The 23,014-nt window shown below is 36.3% G+C and carries 20 protein-coding genes; 11 read left to right on the forward strand and 9 right to left on the reverse strand.

Annotated features, from left to right (window positions below):
- Positions 1 to 104: 104 nt before the first annotated feature.
- Both AC3WRL_RS08605 and AC3WRL_RS08610 read right to left on the reverse strand, forming a co-directional pair.
- Positions 105 to 989: a hypothetical protein gene (locus AC3WRL_RS08605; RefSeq protein ID WP_492330103.1), complete on the reverse strand. Its 885-nt coding sequence runs from the start codon at positions 987 to 989 to the stop codon at positions 105 to 107.
- 30 nt (positions 990 to 1,019) lie between these two features.
- A complete protein-coding gene (locus AC3WRL_RS08610; RefSeq protein ID WP_492330104.1) occupies positions 1,020 to 2,264 on the reverse strand; it encodes a DUF445 domain-containing protein in 1,245 nt (414 codons plus the stop codon).
- A gap of 105 nt (positions 2,265 to 2,369) precedes the next feature.
- On the opposite strand from AC3WRL_RS08610, the gene msrB reads away from it, so the two are divergent.
- The 4 genes from msrB (at position 2,370) to AC3WRL_RS08630 (ending at position 4,515) form a co-directional block, all read left to right on the forward strand.
- The gene (gene msrB, locus AC3WRL_RS08615) at positions 2,370 to 2,813 is read left to right on the forward strand and encodes a peptide-methionine (R)-S-oxide reductase MsrB (RefSeq protein WP_214830477.1); all 444 of its coding nucleotides are present in this window, start codon (positions 2,370 to 2,372) and stop codon (positions 2,811 to 2,813) included.
- Between the two features lie 7 nt (positions 2,814 to 2,820).
- On the forward strand, positions 2,821 to 3,210 hold the full coding sequence (locus AC3WRL_RS08620; RefSeq protein ID WP_214830479.1) for a DUF7079 family protein: 390 nt from the start codon (positions 2,821 to 2,823) through the stop codon (positions 3,208 to 3,210).
- A 98-nt stretch (positions 3,211 to 3,308) separates the two neighbouring features.
- Positions 3,309 to 4,067, forward strand: coding sequence for a murein L,D-transpeptidase catalytic domain family protein (locus AC3WRL_RS08625; protein ID WP_261510756.1), 759 nt, complete (start codon positions 3,309 to 3,311; stop codon positions 4,065 to 4,067).
- A 67-nt stretch (positions 4,068 to 4,134) separates the two neighbouring features.
- Entirely contained in the window at positions 4,135 to 4,515 is a 381-nt protein-coding gene (locus tag AC3WRL_RS08630) for a cupin domain-containing protein (protein WP_261510758.1), read from the forward strand.
- A gap of 74 nt (positions 4,516 to 4,589) precedes the next feature.
- Here AC3WRL_RS08630 and fabF read toward each other — a convergent pair whose 3' ends face one another.
- From fabF to AC3WRL_RS08665, 7 genes are all read right to left on the reverse strand, one after another.
- Positions 4,590 to 5,834 (reverse strand): beta-ketoacyl-ACP synthase II, encoded by a 1,245-nt coding sequence (gene fabF / locus AC3WRL_RS08635; RefSeq protein WP_214830484.1) that lies wholly within the window; start codon positions 5,832 to 5,834, stop codon positions 4,590 to 4,592.
- A gap of 2 nt (positions 5,835 to 5,836) precedes the next feature.
- On the reverse strand, positions 5,837 to 6,262 hold the full coding sequence (locus AC3WRL_RS08640; protein ID WP_261510761.1) for a PaaI family thioesterase: 426 nt from the start codon (positions 6,260 to 6,262) through the stop codon (positions 5,837 to 5,839).
- A gap of 10 nt (positions 6,263 to 6,272) precedes the next feature.
- Entirely contained in the window at positions 6,273 to 7,541 is a 1,269-nt protein-coding gene (locus AC3WRL_RS08645; RefSeq protein ID WP_261510762.1) for an acetyl-CoA C-acetyltransferase, read from the reverse strand.
- 10 nt (positions 7,542 to 7,551) lie between these two features.
- Positions 7,552 to 8,157, reverse strand: a complete 606-nt coding sequence (locus tag AC3WRL_RS08650; RefSeq protein WP_214830494.1) for a TetR/AcrR family transcriptional regulator — start codon at positions 8,155 to 8,157, stop codon at positions 7,552 to 7,554.
- A 99-nt stretch (positions 8,158 to 8,256) separates the two neighbouring features.
- Positions 8,257 to 9,237 carry an alpha/beta hydrolase gene (locus AC3WRL_RS08655; protein ID WP_261510765.1) on the reverse strand — a complete coding sequence of 327 codons (981 nt, stop codon included), beginning with the start codon at positions 9,235 to 9,237 and terminating at the stop codon, positions 8,257 to 8,259.
- Positions 9,238 to 9,282: 45 nt separating this feature from the next.
- Complete coding sequence (locus tag AC3WRL_RS08660; RefSeq protein WP_089028566.1) at positions 9,283 to 9,699, reverse strand: OsmC family protein; 417 nt, start codon at positions 9,697 to 9,699, stop codon at positions 9,283 to 9,285.
- A gap of 87 nt (positions 9,700 to 9,786) precedes the next feature.
- The gene (locus tag AC3WRL_RS08665) at positions 9,787 to 10,659 is read right to left on the reverse strand and encodes a helix-turn-helix domain-containing protein (RefSeq protein WP_214830498.1); all 873 of its coding nucleotides are present in this window, start codon (positions 10,657 to 10,659) and stop codon (positions 9,787 to 9,789) included.
- Between the two features lie 148 nt (positions 10,660 to 10,807).
- Here AC3WRL_RS08665 and AC3WRL_RS08670 point away from each other — a divergent pair, with 148 nt between their 5' ends.
- The 7 genes from AC3WRL_RS08670 to AC3WRL_RS08700 all read left to right on the forward strand — a co-directional run bounded on the left by AC3WRL_RS08670 (position 10,808) and on the right by AC3WRL_RS08700 (position 22,976).
- A complete protein-coding gene (locus tag AC3WRL_RS08670; protein ID WP_492330105.1) occupies positions 10,808 to 11,686 on the forward strand; it encodes an AraC family transcriptional regulator in 879 nt (292 codons plus the stop codon).
- A gap of 425 nt (positions 11,687 to 12,111) precedes the next feature.
- Positions 12,112 to 15,072: a SusC/RagA family TonB-linked outer membrane protein gene (locus tag AC3WRL_RS08675; RefSeq protein WP_214830502.1), complete on the forward strand. Its 2,961-nt coding sequence runs from the start codon at positions 12,112 to 12,114 to the stop codon at positions 15,070 to 15,072.
- Between the two features lie 14 nt (positions 15,073 to 15,086).
- On the forward strand, positions 15,087 to 16,721 hold the full coding sequence (locus AC3WRL_RS08680) for a SusD/RagB family nutrient-binding outer membrane lipoprotein (protein WP_492330106.1): 1,635 nt from the start codon (positions 15,087 to 15,089) through the stop codon (positions 16,719 to 16,721).
- Positions 16,722 to 16,885: 164 nt separating this feature from the next.
- Positions 16,886 to 18,178 carry an MFS transporter gene (locus tag AC3WRL_RS08685; RefSeq protein WP_261510770.1) on the forward strand — a complete coding sequence of 431 codons (1,293 nt, stop codon included), beginning with the start codon at positions 16,886 to 16,888 and terminating at the stop codon, positions 18,176 to 18,178.
- 42 nt (positions 18,179 to 18,220) lie between these two features.
- Complete coding sequence (locus tag AC3WRL_RS08690; RefSeq protein WP_261510772.1) at positions 18,221 to 19,192, forward strand: glycoside hydrolase family 130 protein; 972 nt, start codon at positions 18,221 to 18,223, stop codon at positions 19,190 to 19,192.
- A gap of 88 nt (positions 19,193 to 19,280) precedes the next feature.
- Positions 19,281 to 21,515 (forward strand): GH92 family glycosyl hydrolase, encoded by a 2,235-nt coding sequence (locus tag AC3WRL_RS08695; protein WP_214830516.1) that lies wholly within the window; start codon positions 19,281 to 19,283, stop codon positions 21,513 to 21,515.
- A gap of 33 nt (positions 21,516 to 21,548) precedes the next feature.
- A complete protein-coding gene (locus AC3WRL_RS08700; protein ID WP_214830517.1) occupies positions 21,549 to 22,976 on the forward strand; it encodes a glycoside hydrolase family 125 protein in 1,428 nt (475 codons plus the stop codon).
- The last annotated feature ends 38 nt before the right edge of the window (positions 22,977 to 23,014 follow it).

A 23,014-nucleotide genomic window follows, 5' to 3' on the forward strand; every position in this document is an offset into this window, starting at 1 on the left:
AAAATCCCTAACGTTTAAAAGAGCATGCTAATATTTAAAAGATTTCTCCTTTCGTCGAAATGGCAGAACCAGGCTGTAAATAAACAACTTCCTTTGTTTTAATATTATTTCGATTTTACAACTGAAGCATTTTTAATATCTACAACCAAAGTATAAGCAGGACTTGTCGTTGTTTTTTTAATACTAAATTTCAAAACTTTTGGATCCTTGGTCTTACTTTCTGTAGTATCGTAAATATTATTGATACAGCTTTCCGTAAGAAAATCCTGGTATTTTTTGTAATTCCAGTCGCTGGTAAAGTATAAAACCCGATATCCCTTTTCTCCTTCACTGGCGCCGCACATTCCACAAGCATTGAAATTGGAGGTACGTTCAAAATACAATAAGACCCTATTTCCGGTTTTATCGGAAATATAAGAAACAAGTTCATTGCCACCGTATGGATCTATGAAATCGTAAGTATTGATCTTTTTGTTGTTAGGGAGAATCAGATAGTTGTTGAATCTGTAGATCATACTGTTTCTCGTTAATAGTTTTGCAGGGTGTGTGGTATTTCCCAGGATAAAAGTTCCGGAAATTTCATGTTCTGCATGATCACTTTGAAAGTTTAAAATTTCTTTGGGATTCAATGTTTTTGCAATACTGTCTGTTTTTTCGATCAGTCGCGGTGATGTAATCTTTTCAACAAGTATTTTTGAACTTTGTTTTTGTTTGTTTCCAAAGTTGTAGAGATATAGATTTCCATAATCATAAATACCGGTTAACGGGATTTTTTTCTGGTACTTATCATAATAATACCATCCATCGACAAAATGTTGATATTGACTGCAATCTACAATTCCAGCATAACGTAATTGCATAGTAATTGGAACTCCTGCAATTTCTCCTTTGAAGATTTGTGATGAATCTGTAATGTCTTTCAGTTCAACTTTTTGAGCGAAGGAAAGACAGCCTATGAAGTATAGGAGTAGTAAAATGATTTTTTTCATGATTTGGTTATACTTAGTTTTAGTTTTTGATCATATAAAGAAATGGGCAATAGTGTAAATAATTAAGCCAACCAATCCTCCTACCAGTGTTCCGTTTACCCGGATGAACTGAAGGTCCTTACCAACTTCAAGTTCCATTTTTTCACTTAGCTCCTTGCCTTTCCAATTTCCAACCGTTGAGCTGATGAGGTTCCCAAACTGATGGGTGTTTTTAAGAATATATTTATAAGCGGTAACACGTACCCAATGATCAATTTTGTTTTGAAGTTTTTCGTCAGTTTTTAAATTCTGAGAAAACTCATTTAAGTTTTGGGAGATGTATTTTTTAAGAGAAGATTGATCTTCCTGAAGCTCTTTAGTCAGAGTACTTTTAATAGAAATCCAGATATCATTAGAATATTCATTCAGCTTATCATTTTTAAGAAGCCCATCTTTGATATTTTTAAACTCACCTTCCCATTTTGGATCCTCTTTTAAGTCCTGCGAAAATTCGTAAATCTTTTTTGTAATTAATGAACGGATCTCATGTTGAGGATCTTCTTCTACTTCTTTAAAAAAATCAGAAAGCCCACTTGCTATTTTTTCGGCAATTTTATTGTCAACGAACGAGGGGATAAAAGAATAACTGCCCTTTTTCACCCGGTCCTCGATCATTTCTTCATTTTCAATGATATAGTCTTTGATCTGTTTTGAAAGATTGGTTATAATCCTTTGATGGTCGTTTTTATCCAATAGATAATTGATCCCGTTTCCAATAATAACGTTGAATTTAATATCATTCGTCATTTCAGAAACTTTTTTACTGATAAAACCACTCACAGCAGAATCATCCAATTTATTTAGAATGTCAAGGACAATATCAGAGAGGTTTCTAATTAAAATTTCCTGATTCTTTTCTTTAACCAGCCATTCACCGACAAAATTTGAAATTTTAAGCTTTTGAATATAGGGACGAATATTTTGAGGGGAAAGGAAATTGGTGACCACAAAGCTTCCAAGGTTGTCTCCCAATCTTTCTTTGCTGTTTTCGATAAGATTGGTATGGGGAATAGGGATCCCAAGCGGATGGCGGAATAAAGCGGTTACTGCAAACCAGTCAGCCAAGGCACCTACCATTGCAGCTTCAGAAAATGCACGGACATAACCGATCCAATGGGAAGTATTTGTTTTCTGGAGAATAGTGGTAATCACAAAAATTATCGCCATCACAACAAATAATCCAGTAGCAAAAGCTTTATATTTTCTTAATTGTTTTCTTTTAGCTTCATCATTCATATGATCAAATTTAGTAAATTTGGTTATGAAATTTTAATTTCATTTAGAGTAATCGTTTTTCTGCAACTACATTCGCAGAATCTTCAACCTGTCAAAATTACATTTATGGAAAACCAAGCAAAAAACAATCCATACTATTCAAGAACAGATACCACAAAATTGAACATTTCCAATGAAGAATGGAAAAAAATCTTGGCTCCGGATCTGTATGCTGTATCAAGAGAAGCTGCAACGGAAAGGGCTTTTACAGGAAAATATAATGAATTTGATGAAATAGGAGACTATTATTGTGCCGTCTGCGGGCATCATTTGTTTCGTTCCACATCAAAATTCGCAAGCAGTTGCGGGTGGCCAAGTTTCTTTGAAGCCGATAAAGAAGGTGTTTATTATAAAAGAGATACTGCTTATGGGATGGAAAGAGTAGAGGTGCTTTGCAAAAGATGTGATTCTCATTTAGGGCACGTTTTTGATGATGGACCAAAACCTACCGGACTTAGATATTGTATGAATTCCGTGAGCCTGGAATTTGTTCCGGATTCCAAAGAATAGATTTGTTTTGGAAGAGCTGCAACATCTGGATGAGCGAAAACTGGTATGGAATGTATTATCCGAATTATACCTGGATACAGAACTTCAGGAATCGGATTTTCAATATGTAGCTTTAAGCCTTTATAAAAGCCCTTTTAGTTTTGATGAAATTAAAAGAATTGATCAGTACGAAGTTTTTCCAGTGCTCTTTTCTAATCTATTAAATCCGGCTGGAGAATGGGGCGGATTTGATGAAAAAAGATTAGTTAAAAATATTATGAACTGGATGGAATCCAGAAGTACACTGGATATTTTTGCCATCAAATGTATTTATGTTCTATATGAACCTGTAAATAGGAGTTATTGGAAAAGACTGGAAGAGATTTATAATCAGATAGATGCTTTTGACGGCCGTTAAAGTTTCTTAAATAGAGTTAAACTTTTTAGAGTTATAACTGTCTGGTAATTATGTTTTTATAATTTTGCTCCACTAATTGATATTTTACATAGGATTGAATGAAAGGATTATATAGCCTATTAGGCTTTGCGTATATGGTTACTACTTCATTTTATGTTTCCCCGGAGAAAGGAAATTTAAGGAGTGAGATCATAAGCACAGAAAAAATTGAAAGAGTAAACGATACGAAATCTGAGAAGACGATAAGTACAGTATCTTCATCAGAAGCATTATATAAATCAATTGTATTTGAACCAGGGCATGAGCTTAATGAAGAAGTGTTTTTTAAAGCATTAACAGGATTTGAAAATTTGAAAAAGGCAGGATTGCTGAACCAGGATTCGCACTTATTAACTATCTGCGATTTTTCTATGTCTTCAAATACAAACAGACTTTGGGTGATTGATACACAGGAAAAGAAAGTACTATTTAATTCATTGGTTGCTCACGGAAAAAACACCGGTGAGGAATTTGCAACAAACTTTTCAAATACTGAAAGCTCACTTCAAAGCAGCATGGGATTTTATATTACGGATGCTACCTATAATGGAGACAACGGATATTCTTTAAGATTACTGGGAATGGATAAAGGATTTAATGATGCGGCCTACAAAAGAGCAATTGTAATGCATGGAGCGAACTATGTAAGTGAAGAGTTTGCCACAATGCATAAAAGAATTGGAAGAAGCTGGGGGTGTCCCGCAATTCCAAAAGACCTTACTGCTCCTATCATTAATACCATAAAAGGAAGAAATTGCCTCTTCATTTATTATCCTGATCAGAATTATCTTTCTTCGTCTGAATGGTTGAAGTCTTAATTTACAGGGAGTAATATAAATGGTGCTCACATATATAATGGTGCCGTAAGAAATAATTAAATATAACATGGAAAACAAAAGTGAGTTTGTACCTTCTTTTAGATTGCTAAGTAATCCTGATGGAACAAGCAAATTCGAGAAAGGTAAAATACCCACATTGAAATCCATGAATACCACTACTTTTTGGATAAGTACCATGACAGAAGAATGGGAAAAGAATGTACATCCAGCTCCCAGGAGGCAGTATGTGGTCACATTAAAAGGAAAAATTTTATTTAAAGTTAGTGATGGTTCTACATTTCTAATTGAACCGGGAATAATTCTAGTTGCAGGAGATACTGATGGTGTTGGTCATAGTTGGGAAATAATGAAGGGAGATCAATGGGAGAGGCTTTATATTCCAATTGCAGAGGGTGAAGATGATTTTTTTATTCCTGATTCTGAATAAAATGAGAAAGCAGTCAATTTTGACTGCTTTTTTTTGTATCTAAAATCTGCTGAATCTCTTTGATCTGCGAGATATTAGTGGCTAAATTTTTTGAAAATCACTGTTGCATTATGCCCGCCAAATCCAAAAGCATTACTTAATGCATAAGTAATATCCTTTTCTTTTGCTTCATTAAATACGATGTTAACATCTTTTGGAATATTCGGATCAATGTTATGAAGGTTAATGGTTGGTGGAATAATTCCATTTTGGATCGCTTTTATCGAGAGTATCGCTTCTGCAGCACCTGCAGCACCTAATAAATGTCCCGTCATTGATTTCGTTCCACTGATATCCAGTTTTTTACTTCCTTTGAAAATACTGCTGATCGCTTTTAGCTCAATTAGATCGCCCAGGGGTGTTGAGGTAGCATGTGGATTGATATAGTCAATATCTTCTGCATTTACACCAGCTTCCTTAAGAGATAGCTGCATCGCTTTGATTGCCCCTGCTCCCTCAGGATGAGGTGCAGTCATATGATAGGCATCTGCAGTCATTGCTGCACCTACCAATTCAGCATATATTATTGCTCCTCTGCTTTTTGCATGCTCATATTCTTCAAGAACAAGAGAGCCAGCACCTTCTCCGATCACAAAGCCGTCTCTCTCAGCGTCGTAAGGGCGGCTTGCTGTTGCAAAATCATCATTTCTCGTAGACATGGCTTTCATAGTAGAGAATCCACCCACTGAAGCCGGGGTAATACCAGCTTCTGAACCCCCACTGATAATTACTTTTGCTTTGCCTAAACGGATATAGTTAAAGGCATCCATTAATGCTGTATTTCCAGTTGCACAAGCAGAAACGGTGGTATAATTAATTCCCTGAAGTCCATATTTCATGGAAATCATTCCGGAAGCCATGTTAGCAATGAATTTTGGCACAAAGAACGGATTAAAACGGGGCGTTCCATCCCCAGTATAATATTCTGCAACTTCATTTTCGAAAGTTAACATCCCTCCCTGTCCTGTTCCCCAGATCACTCCGGTGTCAAAAGGATCCATATTTTCAAAATCTAATCCTGAATCCTGAATCGCTTCTGCAGAGGCATACATTGCATACTGTGTGAAAAGATCACTTCTTTTTATTTCATTATGAGTTAAATGAACTTTAGGATCAAAACCTTTTACTTCGCATGCAAAGTGAACTTTAAATTTTTCTGCATCGAAATGTTTGATCAAAGCAGCTCCGCTTACTCCATTAATACTGTTTTGCCAGAAATCTTCGACATTGTTTCCCAAGGGTGTAACAGCACCCATTCCTGTAATGACAACTCTTTTCATACCTAGTTATTGATTTTAAATAAATTAGAGGTTCCCCTTGCAATTAATCTTGTTTTATCTGCGTTCCATATTTCGCATTGGGCATTCACAAATTGCTTCCCTCTTTTAATGATTTTAGTTTCCGCTACAATATTATCATTTTCTTTCGCAGTTGAAAAATAATCGATGACATTATTTATGGTTGTTATGAAAGAATTTTCATTTAGTGAAAACATAGTGGCACCTATCATGTCATCAACAATAGCCGCGGTTACTCCACCATGAAGTTTGCCAATAGGATTCAGCCACTCCGGACGTACGGTATACTGAAATTCCAGATTTCCTTCTTCTACGGAAATAATAATGGGATTCAGCCATTTCATAAAAGGTGAAGGAGACTGATCAAATTCCCTTCCAATGAATTGTCTTAACTGTTCTAATCGATCCATATTGTAATTCTTATTTTTCTAAGATCATTGTAATTCCCTGCCCTCTGGCCGCACAAATTGAAATAAAGCCTTTTCCACTTCCTTTTTCATTTAAAAGTTTAGCCAGTGTGGCAATTATTCTACCACCTGTTGCTGCAAATGGATGGGCTGCAGCAAGGCTTCCTCCTTTTACGTTAAGTTTATTTCTGTCTATTTTTCCCAATGCTTTTTCGAGGCCAAATTTTTTAGCGAGATCATCATTTTCCCAAATTTTAATTGTTGCCAGAACCTGTGCTGCAAAAGCTTCATGGATTTCATAATAATCAAAATCTTCAAGGCTCATTCCTGCTTTTTTCAACATTCTTTCTGCTGCAAAAACAGGCGCTAAAAGTAAATTTTGTTTATTTTCAACATATTCAATTCCGGCTAATTCTGAAAAGGTAATATATGCTAAGATCGGGAGGTTATTTTCTTTTGCCCATTCTTCACTTGCTAATAAAATAGCTGAAGCTCCATCTGTAAATGGGGTAGAATTTCCAGCTGTTAAGGTTCCGTTTTTTTTATCAAAAGCGGGTTTTAGCTGAGCTAATTTTTCAAGACTTGTATCAATGCGCAGGTTGTTGTCTTTATCCAGGCCAAAAGCAGGGGTGATCATATCACTAAAGAAACCTTCATCATAAGCTTTTGCCATATTTTTGTGACTTTTAAAAGCCAGTTCGTCCTGATCTTCCCGGGATATCTGGTAGTATTTTGCAGTTATTTCCGTGTGTTCACCCATCACTAAACCAGTTTTAGGTTCTTGCCCTTTATAAGGAATTGGCATCCAGTCTTTCAGCTTAGGACTTAATAATTGCTTTAACTTTCCGAAAGCTGATTTTTCTTTATTAGCTTTTAGGAGAGCTTTACGCAATCTTGCTGATGATTCAAAAGGAATATTGCTCATTGCTTCGACACCACAGGCGATGCCACTTTCTATTTGACCCAAGGCAATTTTATTTCCAATATAGATTGCGGCTTCAATTCCAGTATCACAGGCCTGTTGCAGATCACATGCCGGAGTTGCCTGATCCAGAGAAGTATTCATTACGGTTTCTCTGATGAGGTTGCTTTCCGAAATATGTTTGATAACAGCACCACCGGCAACCTCTCCAAGAAGTTTCCCTTTCAGATGATAGCGGTCTATTAATCCATTTAAAGCAGAGACCAGCAAATCCTGATTTCCGGCATTTGCATAAGCGGTATTCATTCTGGCAAAAGGAATTCTGTTGTATCCTATAATAGCCACTTTTTTTGTTTCCATATGATAAAATTTATGATGGAATGATATTGAGTTCCTGATCTATAATTAATAATATTCTGTCTAAGGCAAGATTTAGATAGCTTTCATCACCAGTTGTTTTGGAAAGTAAAATTCCTCCTTCGGTTAGCATAATGAATAGGGAAGCCAATTCGTTGGCGTTCGCATTTTTCTTAAGCTCTCCATTTTTCTGACCTTCAACAATTGTTGTTGAGATTTTTTTAATCCACCCCTCAAAAGATAGAGTTACCTGTTTTTTTAGTATTGGGAAAGTATCGTCTGCCTCGGTAGCAGCATTCATCAGAGGACATCCACCATTAAGAAAAACTGCTTTCCAGCTTTTGCGATAAAAATTGACAAAGGCCTTTAATTTATCCAGGGCAGAAGGAAAGTCCTCTCCCAAAGATCTGGCCATACTCTTACTCAATAATGTTGAATTGTATTTATAAGCTTCAAGCGCCACTTCGTCTTTGTTTTCAAAGTTGCCATAAATACTGCCTTTTGTTAATCCTGTAGCTTCCGTAATGTCCGAAAGCGTCGTTGAGAGATAGCCTTTCTTATTAAATAAGGGGGCTGTTGTCTCAATAATAAACTGTTTGGTCTTTTCTGCTTTTGACATAATCATGAAATTATATGCAAATATACAAAAATATACCAAATGGTATATTTGGTTTTAAAACTAAGTCTGAGAGTGTTAACTCCCAGACTTAATATGATTTTATTTAAATAAAGCTTCTTTTATTGTTGAAGCTGCCTGAGCTATTGATTCCTGAATGGCGGGAATGTGAGCCAATGGATTCAGCATTCCGTAATCGTGAATGAATCCTTTATAAACAGCAAGTGTGGTAGGAACTCCTGCTTCGTCCAATTTTCTTCCGTAGGCTACCCCTTCGTCATGAAGAATATCATTTTCAGCAACGTGAAGCAATGCCGGAGGTAATCCTTTCAGTTCTTCAAGAGAAGCCTGATATGGTGAAGCATATTTCTCTTTTCTTTTTTCAAGATCTGTGGTATAGTTATCCCACATCCATTTCATTAACGGAGCAGTTAAAAATCTTTCCTGTCCATATTTTTCATAAGATTCTCTTGAGAAATCAGAGTCAGTAACTGGCCATAATAAAACCTGGTATTGAAGTTTTGGTCCGTTTTTGTCTTTTGCCATCAAAGAAACTACTGCAGCCATATTTCCACCCACACTATTTCCAACGACCGCTAATTTTGAACCATCAACGCCAATATCTTTCCCATTTTCAGCAACCCATTTTGTAGCGGCATATGCTTGATTAACAGCTGTAGGATATTGAGCTTCAGGAGAAGGTGTGTAATCCGGGAATACTGCAACAGCACCACTTTTTACAACAAGATCCCTCACTAATCTTTTATGAGTAGGAAAATCTCCTAAAACCCATCCGCCACCATGGAAGAACATAAATACCGGAAGATTATCTTTTGCTCCTTTAGGTTTTACAATGTGGATATTTAGTGAAATTCCATCCTGGGTAATTGTTCTTTCAGACTCTTCAATATCAGAATAATCAAAACTTACTGATTTTTGTGCTCCCACAAGAACTTGTCTTGCGTCTTCAGGCGACATTTCTTCAATTGGTTTTCCGCCTCCACCGTTGAGTTCTTTAAGAAATGCGCGAATATCTTTTAGAATATGTGGATCGGTTTCTGCGGGTTGGATATGGTGTGACATAATGTTTGGTTTTTAAGGTTGTTAATTGGTTATAGTAGTAAGGTTTTAAGCTAAAGTAGCATTCAAGGTAATTTCAAAATTGAAAGCTGCACTTACAGGACATCCTTCTTCAGCTATTTTAGCATACTTTTGGAAATCCTCTTCAGAAAGGCCAGGAACTTTTGCAGTTAAAGTTAATTCCGACTTCGTAATTTTTCCGATACTTGGATCAAGGGTAATCACAGAAGTTGTTTTTAATTCCTCAGGAGTAAAACCTGCTTGTGATAATTCTGCACTTAGTTTCATGGTAAAGCATCCTGCGTGAGCAGCAGCCAATAACTCTTCCGGGTTTGTTCCTACTCCATCAGCAAAGCGGCTGTTGAAAGAATACTGTGTTTCGTTTAAAGTAGTACTTTGAGTCGTTAAACTTCCTTTTCCTTCTTTGATGTTACCGTTCCAAACGGCTGTTGCGTTACGTTTCATAATGTTTTGTTTTTAAATTATTTTAAATTGATTTTTGATATGACAAAGGTATGGTGTTGATGGGTTGATCTCAATAGATAAAAAGAACTAAATATTGTACTTTTTTCCCGATGAGTAACTTTTTTTGAAATTGGAAGGTGTACTGCCTACTTTGTTTGTAAAAAGTCTGTTGAAATAAGCAGGGTCTTCATATCCGAGGTCGTAAGCAATTTCTTTTACCGGTTTATCCGTATAAAATAGTAGCCTTTTCGCTTCGAGCAAAATCCTGTTAATGATCAACTGATTTGGAGATTCCAAATTTAAATGTTTAAATTTATGAGTCAATGTTTTTGGGGCAATACGCAATATTTCTGCATAATCGGCAACATTATGTTTTTCCCTGAAATGGATTTCCAGGTTTCTGCTAAAGTCTCTGAATACATCCAATTCATTACCAGGAATATTAACGACATCCGTTTCCAGGTTTTGCTTTTTCCATTTTCTTGTTGAATGAATGATAATCTGTTTCAGATAGGTTCTGATCATTTCCTCATTCGACGACTGTTTCCATTCGAGCTCATGCCTTATATTTTTAAGTAAACTTTCAATAACGATAGACTCCTCTGAATCAAGTTCTACTTTTGGAATTTCAAAAATGTTGTGAAAAAGAAGCCCATCACAGGCAACTTCTTTATCGTGGATCTGAATGCAGTAAAAGTCCCTATTATAATAAAGAAGAACAGATTCGTTCGGGTTTCCCTTTTTTACATCGAGGTATTGATTAGTAAGAAAAAACAGCGTAGGTACGTCTGTCTTGTAATGATTGAAATCCACACTGAGTTCATATCCAGGAGGAACAAAAAAAATTTTGATCTCGGAACGGAACCTATTTTCTTTAAGGGTGTCTAAATTTTCTTCAGAAAAAACATCGAATCCAAACTTTTTATAAGGGTCTTCAAAAATTAAACTTTGTGAGAGCATTGATATACTTTAACAATAAAGATACAAAAATGAATAATGTCAATTCTATTAATTCTTCGTATCATGCATGTAAGAATAAAAATTTATATATTTCCGATAATTCTATGATCAATATTTACATTTAAATATAATTTTCTTTAAAAACTATATGAGCAGTTTAGAAAATATTCTGAGAGAAATAACTCCTCTATCTCCAGAGGATAGTTTTCTTGTATTTGACAGGATAAAAACATCCTTTGATTTCCCCTATCATTATCACCCGGAAATTGAGATCAATTTTATTTATAAAGGAAAAGGATATCGCCGGATGGTAGGTGATCATACGGGAGAGATCGGAGAGATCGAATTAGTGCTGGTTGGTCCTAATCTTCCACATTGCTGGGCGAATTATAAATGTAAGAACAAGAAAACGTATGAAATTGTAGTACAGTTCAATCAGGATTTCTTTAACCAATCTCTGATGCAGAAAAATATTCTGAAACCCATTAGCAATTTGATCAATGAATCGATCAGGGGAATTTTGTTCTCGAAGGAAACGGCAGAAAAGCTGAAGGAATCATTTCTTAATTTATCAAAGATGAATAGTTTTGAGTCTTTTATAGAGATCATGAAAATTCTAAATGAATTGGCTACCGCTGAAAACAAGACACTCTTATCATCCTATAGTATTGAACTTGAGACATTTGTGGATAGTGATAAAATGAAAACGATCCATGATTTCGTTCATAAAAATTTTGAGAATAAAATCACCTTAGATCATATAGCCTCACTGATCAATATGAGTAGTGTGAGCTTTAATAGGTTTATCAAGAAAAGGACAGGTAAAACTTTTGTGAACTACCTCAATGAGATAAGAGTAAGTTATGCTGCCCGTTGGCTAATGGAAAAAAACCTTACTATTTCTGAAATTGCTTTTGAAGCAGGTTTTAATAATATTGCCAACTTTAATAAGGTTTTTAAATCCATAAAAAAAACAACACCCACAGAATTTAAGGAGCAGTTTAAAGGAGTTAAAAAGATAGAATGATATTTTTTATTTAAAAGATTTCATATTCTTGAGTCCGGATTTAGGTATTCGGATTTTCTTTTGATAAGCAGTAAACCGATAAGAATGACAGAATAAATTGATTATAAATCACAATTTGCATGCAAAAATCATCAAAAACACCTATTATTTTTAATCTCTAAAAGTATTATAAAAGACTGTCTGTCAGGAGAAAATAAGACGGCTTAAAAAATGTTAGAAAAAATAATATCGTTTTATGACAAAATAGTATTATATCTAATTGAGCACAAAAATTAGATTTGTCAATATGAATTAAATTTTAACAAAACTTTAATTGTTTGGTGTTTATGATACATAAATGTTAAGCAAAATAAGTTGGGTTTGTTTTATAAGTAAAAACAAGATGTAAAGTACTGATTCTAAATTAAACACTATTTAATCTACCTATGAGAAAAACTGCTATACCGGTTTTATTAGCCTTTTCTGTGTTTGGATATGCACAAGAAGCTAAGCCAGCCGATACAACTAAAACAGCCGATATTGAAGAGGTTGTTGTGACATCTTTGGGGATCAAAAAACAAGCACGCTCTCTTACCTATTCAAGCCAACAGATTGGCGGAGATGAACTGACTGCTGTAAAGACTCCCAATCTTTTAAATTCCATCAACGGAAAAGTTTCCAATGTGCAGATCAATAGAACCAATGGTGTAGGAAGTTCCGTAAGAGTGGTAATGAGGGGGAATAAATCTGTATCTAATAGTCAGCCATTGTATGTGATCGATGGAATTCCAATCATCAATGATGCGGGGAAAGCTCCTGAGATCAGTCAGTATTCAAGTATGCCAGATGCGGGGGATGTATTAAGCTCCATCAACCCAGATGATATTGAAAGCATGAATTTTCTTAAAGGAGCTTCAGCTTCAGCGCTCTATGGTTCTGCAGGTGGTAACGGTGCAATATTAATCACAACAAAAAAGGGGAAAGCCGGAAGAAGTTCTATTAGCTATAGTTCTAGTTTCAGTGTAGAACGGGCATATAGTCTTCCTAAATTGCAACACAGTTATCTATCCTATGATCCATCTGTGGCGAACGACACTCCAGGTGCCTCTGTTCAGAGTTGGGGAGCAAAAGGATCTTCTAAGGATTACTTAAAAGATTTTCTACAAAACGGAACAACATGGGTTAATAGTCTTTCCTTTCAATCAGGAAATGAGAAATCAACAAATTATTTTTCTTTAGGAAATACAACCAACAAAGGAGTTGTTCCTCTTTCTTATTTTGATCAGTACAATGTCTCTTTCAGAAACTCCAGTAAATTTCTGGATGATAAATTAACGTTGGATGCTAACTTCATTGGTTCCATACAGAATAGTGAAAACAGACAATCCCCGGGGGTATCTTTTTCTCCCTTAACGAGTCTGTATTGGTTGCCTAGAGGAGTAGATTTTGATCAGTATGGGGGAGATAATTATTCCTACATTGATAAAAATCGTTTACTTCCAGCCCAAAATTGGTGGGAGGTAAAGCCAGACGGATCATTTAAAGGAAATCCTGCTACACAGAATCCATATTGGATATTGAATAGAGATAAGGTGACAGTAAGTAACAAAAATACATACAGTGCAGTAGCTCTATCCTACCAGATCAATCCTTGGTTGACTGCCAGAGTGCGTGGAAACTACAGCTGGAGTATCTCCGATAGCCAGAGAGGAATTTCTGCCTACTCAGACCCGGCATTGTTGGTCAATGGAACGAATGGAAGATTGCTTAGAAATACATATGAAAATTCTTCCACTTATGGAGATGTTTTATTGGTTGGTAGCCCAAAATTAAGTGAGGATATTTCTCTAGACTTTACAGTGGGAGGAAGTATTAATACAACAAGAAATAAAGTAACGCAAATTGATAACGCCAGTCTGGTAACACCCAATTTATTTGCACTAAATAACCTTTTGTGGCCAGGAAACAGGGCTCCGGGAGATGGGTATCATTATATTTATTATAACTTAAAAAAACAGGTACAGTCATTTTTTGCCAGTGCGTCTGTTGGATACAAAAATATGTTGTACCTGGACATGACATTCAGAAACGACTGGGATTCTACTTTGGCCTTAACTGGTAGAAAAGGATTTGACTACGAATCAATAGGTGCAAATGCTATATTATCCTCGGTCTTTAAACTTCCGGAAGTTATTAATTTCTGGAAATTAAGGGCATCTTATGCTACTGTTGGGCTAGGGTTGCCACCAAATATATCAAACGCAATGCTAGAATATAATAAAGGATATTCTTTTGGAGTAGACGCAGGAACAATTGTATATCCTAAGAGTTCATTTGTTACTGATCCCCGTTATAAGGATCTATTTCCAAAACCGGAGCTTAATAAAACATTTGAAGCAGGTACTGAATTGAGAATACTTAGAAACAGGCTTAATTTTGATTTTACTTATTATGACTCTAATGCTACTAATCAATTGTTAGAAACATTGATCTCTTCCAATTTAGGAGGCATTCCTACTGGTTCATATTATATTAATGCCGGAAAGATACAGAATACGGGGTTTGAATCTTCATTATCATACAAGATTTTCAACACAGGGAAATTTGATTGGACAACCACATTGAATGGATCTGTGAACAAAAACAAGATCGTGGAACTATTTCCGTCAAGCCTAAATATTCCTCAGGATCAACTGTTTTCATTGACTGGTGGTGGAAACTACACAAAAATGAAATTGGGAGGTTCGTTTGGTGATATTTATGGAATTAAATATCAAAGAGACGATCAGGGTCGTATTTTAGTGGATAAAGATGGTATTCCATTAGCAACTACAGGGAGCCTTGGTTATTTAGGTAACCCAAATCCTAAATTTATCTTAGGTTTTAACAATAATTTTAATATTGGTAAATTAGGCATTTCCTTCCTTGTTGATGGGAAATTTGGAGGACAGGTATTATCACTTACTGAAAAAGCGAATGATGTTTATGGTGTGAGCCAGGCTTCTGCGAATGCTCGTGATGCAGGAGGGGTATCTATTCCAAATTCAGTGTATGCACCGGGAACACCTAATGCAGGACAGATCTATACTGGCAAAACAGATCCAAAAGCATACTATAAAGCAATTGGAGGAATTGAAAATAATACAGGGATTGATGAGGCCTATATGTATAGTGCTACAACAGTACGTTTACGCCAGGCATCAGTCTCCTATACCTTTGATGTGAATTCAAAATATATGAGAAGTGCAACAGTAAGTCTTGTAGGAACGAATTTGTTTTTCTTCTATAAAAAGGCGCCGTTCGATCCTGAGCAGGTATCAGGAAATACACCTGGTGGTGTAGGGGTAGATTCATTTGGATTACCGATCACCCGATCTATTGGATTATCACTAAAAGCTAACTTCTAATTTTACAATACAAAATGAAAATCATTAATATAAAAACATGGGTACTAGGAGTGGTAGTATTAGCTTCTGCTTCCGGATGTACCAGTGAACTTGATCAATATAATCAGGAAAAGTTAGGAGGGCCTGAAAATTTTTATGCAGATTTTAAATTGGTGGTAGACCCTTTAGTTTCTATGCAGAGAGGGCTTCAGGCAGATTACCAGCTCTATCCTAATTTGAGTGCCGATATGTTCAGCGGGATGTTCAGTACAGCATCACAGTTTAATGGGGGAAAAAATAATATGACCTATTATATGATGGATGGATGGAACAACAGGATTATTGCTAGACAACAGGATATTTTCAATTATTCTATCAACATTGATAATGCTGCTAAGAAAATCTATCCAGGTATAGATTTTAAAGGAACATTTGCAGTTAAAAAAATATTGAGAGTAATTACTGCTGCAAGGGTTTCTGATAACCATGGTCCAGTAGTATACAGTAAATATGACACACCGAATGCCAATGGTACTACGGATTTTGATTCTCAACAAAATGCCTATAATCAGTTTATTATTGATCTTACGGCTGCTATTAATGATCTACAAATGATACAGAATAGCCCTGCAACACAAAATGTAGAAGATAAATCTGCATTAAAAAAAGCAGATTTAGTCTATCAGGGAAATATGGGTAAATGGGCAAAATTAGCTAACTCTCTTAAATTGAGGTTAGCGATGCGTATGAGTTATGCTGATCCTGCAAAATCCAAGCAATATGCTGAAGAAGCGCTTGCATCATCTGCAGGATTAATTACTGAAAATGAAGATAATGCTTTGATCAGCGTTGGTCAGTCTGAATTGAGTTTCATTATCTATGGTTGGGGAGATTGTCTTATAGGAGCACCATTAATGGCCTATATGAACGGGTATAATGACCCTAGACTTCCTGCCTATGCAATTCCTGCAACGGACAGTGATGCTCAAATTAATGGGAAGTATATTGGAATACGACAAGGAATTGATTTATTAAATGGGAAAACTACTTATGGAGGATTTTCTCAGCCACAGGCAAAATCGGCAAATGGAGATTATTTCTCTGCTACTGACGGTAAAATGAAATTGTTTACCGCTGCCGAAACCTGGTTCCTGAAAGCAGAAGCAGCACTGAGAGGTTATGCTGGAGCTGGTGGAATCCAGGCAGATTATGAAACTGGAGTTCAGCAATCTTTTGGTGAATGGGGGAAAAGCGCTAGTGTTGCTGCATATCTTGCCAATAACACTGCTACAGAAGCTCCGTATGTTGATCCAAAAAATACCGCTAATAATATAGGTCTTGGACACCCTGAATTGAGTACGATTACCATTGCCTGGAACAATGCTGATTCTAATGAACGAAAATTAGAAAGGATCATTACCCAAAAGTGGTTGTCGCTTTATCCTAACGGACCTGAAGCATGGGCAGAGCAAAGAAGAACCGGTTATCCTATTCTTTTCAAAGTAAGACAAAATGATAGTGGCGGGCTTATCAGTACAGATGCAATGATTCGTAGAATTCCATTTACTGTAGATACTAAAAATTCACTATTTAATTATCCTCAGGCCTTGCAATATTTAGATGGAGCAGATACAGGTGGAACTAAACTATGGTGGGATAAGAAACCATAAATTTAATTTAAAAAATTAAAAATTTAGGGGAAGTCTCAAGGGTCAGATTTTATTTGATTTTTTTCGTTCCGATGTAGGAAGAATCTATTGTTTTTTTATTTCTTCATCAAGTTTCGTTTAAATCGGAATGAACCCTTGAGATACTCTCTTTGTATAAAAGTAATATGGGAAAGACCAGCTCCGAGACTCATTCAATAAAACCTATTTTCTGGATTTCAACATTGTATTTTGCAATGGGTGTACCCTTTGTGACTATTAATGCTGTTTCCGGGATCATGTATAAGGATATGGGGGTTTCGGATTCAAAGATTGCTTTCTGGACTGCTCTGATTTTATTTTCCTGGACACTTAAGCCTCTTTGGAGTCCTTTTTTGGAAATCTATAAAACAAAAAAATTCTTTGTTGTTTTTACTCAATTTGCGATAGGGATTCTGTTTGCTTTGGTTGCATTCACTCTTCCATTACCAGAATTTTTCAAGTATAGTATCGCTCTTTTTGCTGTTGTTGCGTTTTGTGGATCGACACATGATATTGCAGCAGACGGGACTTATATCAATTTTTTAACCAATAAAGAACAGGCAAAATATATAGGATGGCAGGGAGCATTTTATAACCTGGCCAAGATTATCAGCAGTGGAGTACTGGTTTACTTCGCTGGGGTTTTAGAGAAAACGAAGGGAGTTACTCATGCATGGATGATCATCATGGGAGTTTATGCGGTCTTATTTTTCATTTTGGCCATTTATCATTATTCTATTTTACCGAAAGAAAATAAACAGGAAAAGCAGAAAAATGAAAAAACGGCTGGAAATGTCCGGCATGAACTTTTGGAAGTGATTACTTCTTTCTTCACAAAACGTAATATTATGTGGTCTGTATTGTTCATTATTTTATATCGTTTTGCAGAAGGATTCGCCATAAAGATTGCCCCATTGTTTTTCAAAGCTCCGAGAGCTTCGGGAGGACTAGGATTGTCCACATCGGATATCGGTCTTATTTATGGAACTTATGGATCAGCAGCCTTTATTTTAGGATCTGTACTGGCGGGTTATTTTATTTCTGCCCGAGGGTTGAAAAGATCTTTAATCTGGCTTTGCTGTGCTTTCAATGTTCCGTTTGTAGTGTATGCCTTATTGGCTCATTACCAACCAGATACTCTTTTACCAGTAAGTATTGCTGTTGTCGTAGAATACTTTGGCTATGGGTTTGGTTTTGTTGGGCTTATGTTGTATATGATGCAGCAGATAGCACCGGGAAAACATAAAACAGCCCATTATGCATTTGCAACAGGGATCATGAATCTGGGTGTGATGATTCCTGGAATGTTCAGTGGAATGATCAGTGATTGGATCGGATACAAAATGTTTTTCATCTGGGTTCTGATTGCTACTATTCCTGCATTTGCAGTCACATTTATAGCACCCTTTCCTCATCCGGAAAAACAAAAAGAAGAATAATTCAATTATCAAATAATTTTAAATAAAAGTAAAAAATACTTTATGACACCTCAATCAGCAATGATCCCTTGGCAGGATCGTCCGGTAGATAGTCACGATGTAATGTGGCGTTTCTCCGAAAATCCAATTATCAACAGATATGCGATACCTACATCAAACAGTATATTCAATAGTGCCGTAGTTCCTTTTGAAGATGGATTTGCGGGAGTTTTCAGATGTGACAACAAAGCCGTGCAAATGAATATTTTCGCAGGTTTTAGTAAGGACGGTATTAACTGGGATATCAATCACAATCCTATTGAAATGCAGGCAGGAAATACTGAAATGATCGAATCTGATTATAAATACGATCCACGTGTTGCCTTTATTGAAGACCGTTACTGGATCACATGGTGCAACGGATATAATGGGCCTACCATAGGAATCGGTTATACTTTTGATTTTAAAGAATTTTTCCAGTGTGAAAACGCTTTTTTACCATTTAACAGAAATGGAGTGCTTTTCCCCGAAAAGATCAATGGTAAATATGCGATGTTGAGTCGTCCAAGTGATAATGGGCATACTCCGTTTGGAGATATCTACATCAGCTATAGTCCGGATATGAAATACTGGGGTGAACACCGTTGTGTAATGAAAGTAACACCTTTTGAAGATAGCGCATGGCAATGTACTAAGATCGGAGGTGGCCCGGTTCCAATAAAAACCGATGAAGGATGGTTGTTATTCTATCATGGAGTAATTAATACATGCAGTGGTTTCCGATATTCGATGGGAGCTGCATTGCTTGACCTTGAAGATCCTTCAAAAGTGTTGTACAGAACAAAACCTTATCTGTTAGCTCCGGCAGAATTGTATGAGCTAACAGGAGATGTTCCTAATGTGATTTTTCCTTGTGCAGCATTGTCGGAAGGAGATAAAGTTACTGTATATTATGGTGCTGCTGATACCACAGTTGCTATAGCTTTTGGATATATCTCAGAAATTATTGATTTTATGAAAAACAATTCTATTTAAATTGTAATGAAAAGTGTCATTTTCTCGCTTTTAAAATAAAATTTTCATTTTTTTGTGTTGTCTTAAAAATGTTCAAGATCTCTCTATTATGAAAAAAGAACTGCTTATCTATTTTTTTATTGCTCTGTTTTTTCAAACGGTTAATGCTCAACAACGGAAGGATGATGTCCTTTCATGGGTGGATCCCTTTATAGGAACTGGCGGGCACGGCCACACATTCCCGGGAGCTACAACACCTTTCGGAATGATACAGTTGAGCCCCGATCAGAATACAAAAAGTGGTGACTGGGATTGGTGTTCAGGATATCATTACAGCAGTAAGACTATAATGGGGTTTAGCCACAATCACCTTAGTGGAACCGGTTGGGCTGATCTTGGAGATATTTTGGTAATGCCTACCGTTGGAAAAGTAAAAATGCTTCCCGGTTCAGAAGAAAATCCGGAGAGCGGTTATCGTTCCAAATTCAGTCATGAAAAAGAAACTGCCTCACCTGGATATTATTCTGTGATGTTGGACAGTTATGGCATAAAAGCAGAATTGACGGCTTCGCCAAGAGTAGGCTTTCATAAATATACATTTCCAAAGAGTGATGAATCAAACATTATCATTGATCCAACGAACAAAATCTTCGGAAATATTAATCATACACTGGTAAGAATAGAGGGAAATAACAAAATTTCAGGCTATTGCTACAGTAATGGATGGGGTGGAAAAAGATTTGCCTATTTCGTAATGGAATTTTCAAAACCATTTAAGTCTTATGGAACCTATTCTGAGGGAAAAATAAAAGATAATGAAAATTTTGCCCTTGCTAAAGATGCAAAAGCATATGTAAGGTTTTCTACTGAACAGAACGAAAGCATCGAGGTAAAAGTGTCTTTATCTCCGGTAAGTACAGAAGGAGCAAAGGAAAATTTTGACGCTGAAGCAAAAAATATTGATTTTGCCAAAGCTAAAGAAACAGCACAAAATACATGGCGGGACCTCTTGAATAGATTTCAGATAACAGGAGGAACAAACGATCAGAGAAAAATCTTCTACACAGGAGTTTATCATACTTTCATTGCACCAAATCTATATATGGATACCAATGGAGATTATGTAGCCGCTCAGGAAAATATGAATACGAAATGGTTCACAAACTATAGTACGTACTCGTATTGGGATGGTTTTAGAGCGACACATCCCCTGCTTACTATTATGGATCAGAAGCATACTAAAGAATTTGCAAATTCTCTGATTAGTAGATATACAGACCGTAAAGATCATATGCCGATATGGGAGCTTTGTGGATATGATAATTTCTGTATGCTTGGTTACCATAGTGTATCAGTTATTTGGGATGCCATTTCTAAAGGAGTGCCCGGAATTGATCAGGAGAAAGCATTCGCTGCAATGAAAGACGCTTCTTTAACGGATAAAATGAGCAGCAGTGATGGCGGTGGCGGTCTTAATGATTACATCAAACTTGGTTATTCACCATCAGAAAATGGGGCTTCTGTTTCCGCAACTCTTGAATATGCCTATGACGACTGGTGTATTCAGCAGCTGGCAGAAAAATTAGGTAAAAAAGAGGATGCGGAAGTTTATAAGAAACGTTCAATGAATTTCCTTAATACATTCAATAAAGAGAATAGCCATTTCTGGCCGAAACAAAAAAACGGTCAATTCTTACCTGATTTTCCGTTAAATGACTGGAAAAAATTACAACCTCATTGGGTTTCAGGAAATATCTGGGCGTATGATTTCTTTGCTCCGCATCAGATTGATGAAATGATGAATCTGTATGGCGGAAAAAAAGGATTCGAAGAAAAACTGGATAAGACTTTTACCGAGGCACTTAAAATGGAGGGTGAGCAGCATGTTGATATTTCAGGATTTATTGGATCTTTAGGATTTGGTGATGAACCGGGACATCATGTTCCTTATCTTTATAATTATGCGGGAGCTCCATACAAAACTCAGAAAATGATAAAATTCATCCGCGATAATATGTATGCGGCAAAACCTGATGGAATTGTAAATAACGAAGATTGCGGACAGATGTCAGCCTGGTATATTTTCTCTTCATTAGGATTTTATCCGGTTACTCCAGGTAAGCCGGTTTACGCGATTGGAGCTCCTCAGTTCCCTAAAGTTTCTTTAAAACTGGAGAATGGGAAAACTTTCACCGTGATTGCGGACAAAATATCTGATAAGAATATATATGTTCAGAAAATGTATCTGAATGGGAAAGAATTTAAAAGCTGGGAATTGAACCACAGCGACATTATGAATGGTGGCGAATTGAGATTTGTGATGGGAAATAAGCCCGTAAAATAGAATTAATAAAATAACAACGAAATAAAAGTATCAATGGAAAGGAGAAAATTTTTAAAAACAAGTGCATTAGCTGGAGCAGGTTTATTATGGAGTCAGAATACATTTGCGAAAAGTTTTAGCTTTGAAGAATTCCCTGTGGTCCGTGTTCCTAAAGATAAAAGGCATTTTACCAGTGAAGCAGTAGAAACTGCGATTTCAGCGTTTAAAAAGAAAGTTAAAAATAAAGAATTAGCATGGCTCTTCGAAAACTGTTTCCCGAATACATTAGATACTACAGTTTTTTATAAAGAAATTAACGGAACTCCCGATACGTATGTTATTACCGGAGATATAGATGCCATGTGGCTTCGCGATAGTTCGGCTCAGGTATTTCCTTATCTACAGTTTTCAAAAAAGGATGAAAAGCTACATAAGCTCATTTCTGGAGTAATACATAAGCAAACACAATTCATCTTAAAAGATCCTTATGCTAATGCATTCTATAATGATGATAATAAGATAAGCAAGTGGAAAGAGTATGATCATACAGATATGAAACCAGGTATTCACGAGAGAAAGTGGGAAATCGATTCATTATGTTATCCTATTCGTCTGGCGTATAATTTCTGGAAAACAACGGGAGATGTAAAACCTTTTGATGATAACTGGTTGCGGGGTATTAAACTTACTTTACAAACTTTTACTGAGCAACAGAGAAAAACAAACTTAGGTCCTTACAAATTCGAACGTACGACGGCTTGGGCTACAGATGGAATCCCGATGGGAGGTTATGGTTATCCTACGAATCCTGTAGGTCTTATCAATTCAATGTTCCGTCCAAGTGATGACGCCACTATTTATGCGTTCCTGATCCCATCTAATTTATTTGCAGTAGTAAGTTTACGACAGGCCGCGGAGATGGTTTCGGAGATAAAAAATGAAAAAGCTTTGGCTCAGCAATTAAGCAGTCTGGCTGATGAGGTCGATGCTGCCGTCAAAAAGTATGGAATCTACGATCACCCCGAGTATGGGAAAATATATGCTTTTGAAACGAATGGTTTCGGTAGTTATAATTTGATGGACGACGCCAATTGTCCGAGTCTTTTAGGTTTACCTTATCTGGGAGCAGTAAAAGCTGATGATCCTATCTATTTAAATACCAGAAAATATGTGTGGTCAAAGGATAATCCTTTCTTTTTCAAAGGAAAGCTGGCTGAAGGAATTGGCGGACCTCATATCGGTCTTGATATGATCTGGCCAATGAGCATCATTATGAAAGCCCTTACAACTAAAGATAAAGGTGAAATAAAATGGTGCATAGAAACTTTACAAAAAACGCATGGTGGAACAGGTTTCATGCATGAATCCTTTAATAAGGATGATGACAAAAAGTTTACAAGAGAATGGTTTGCATGGTCCAACACCTTATTTGGAGAATTATTATGGAAAACCTTTAACGAAAATCAAGATTTATTGACGTAGAAACTTTACAGTAACACCAGGTTCTTTTTTTGTTCATA

The organism is Chryseobacterium sp. FW101-FHT12H09 (assembly GCF_058790395.1).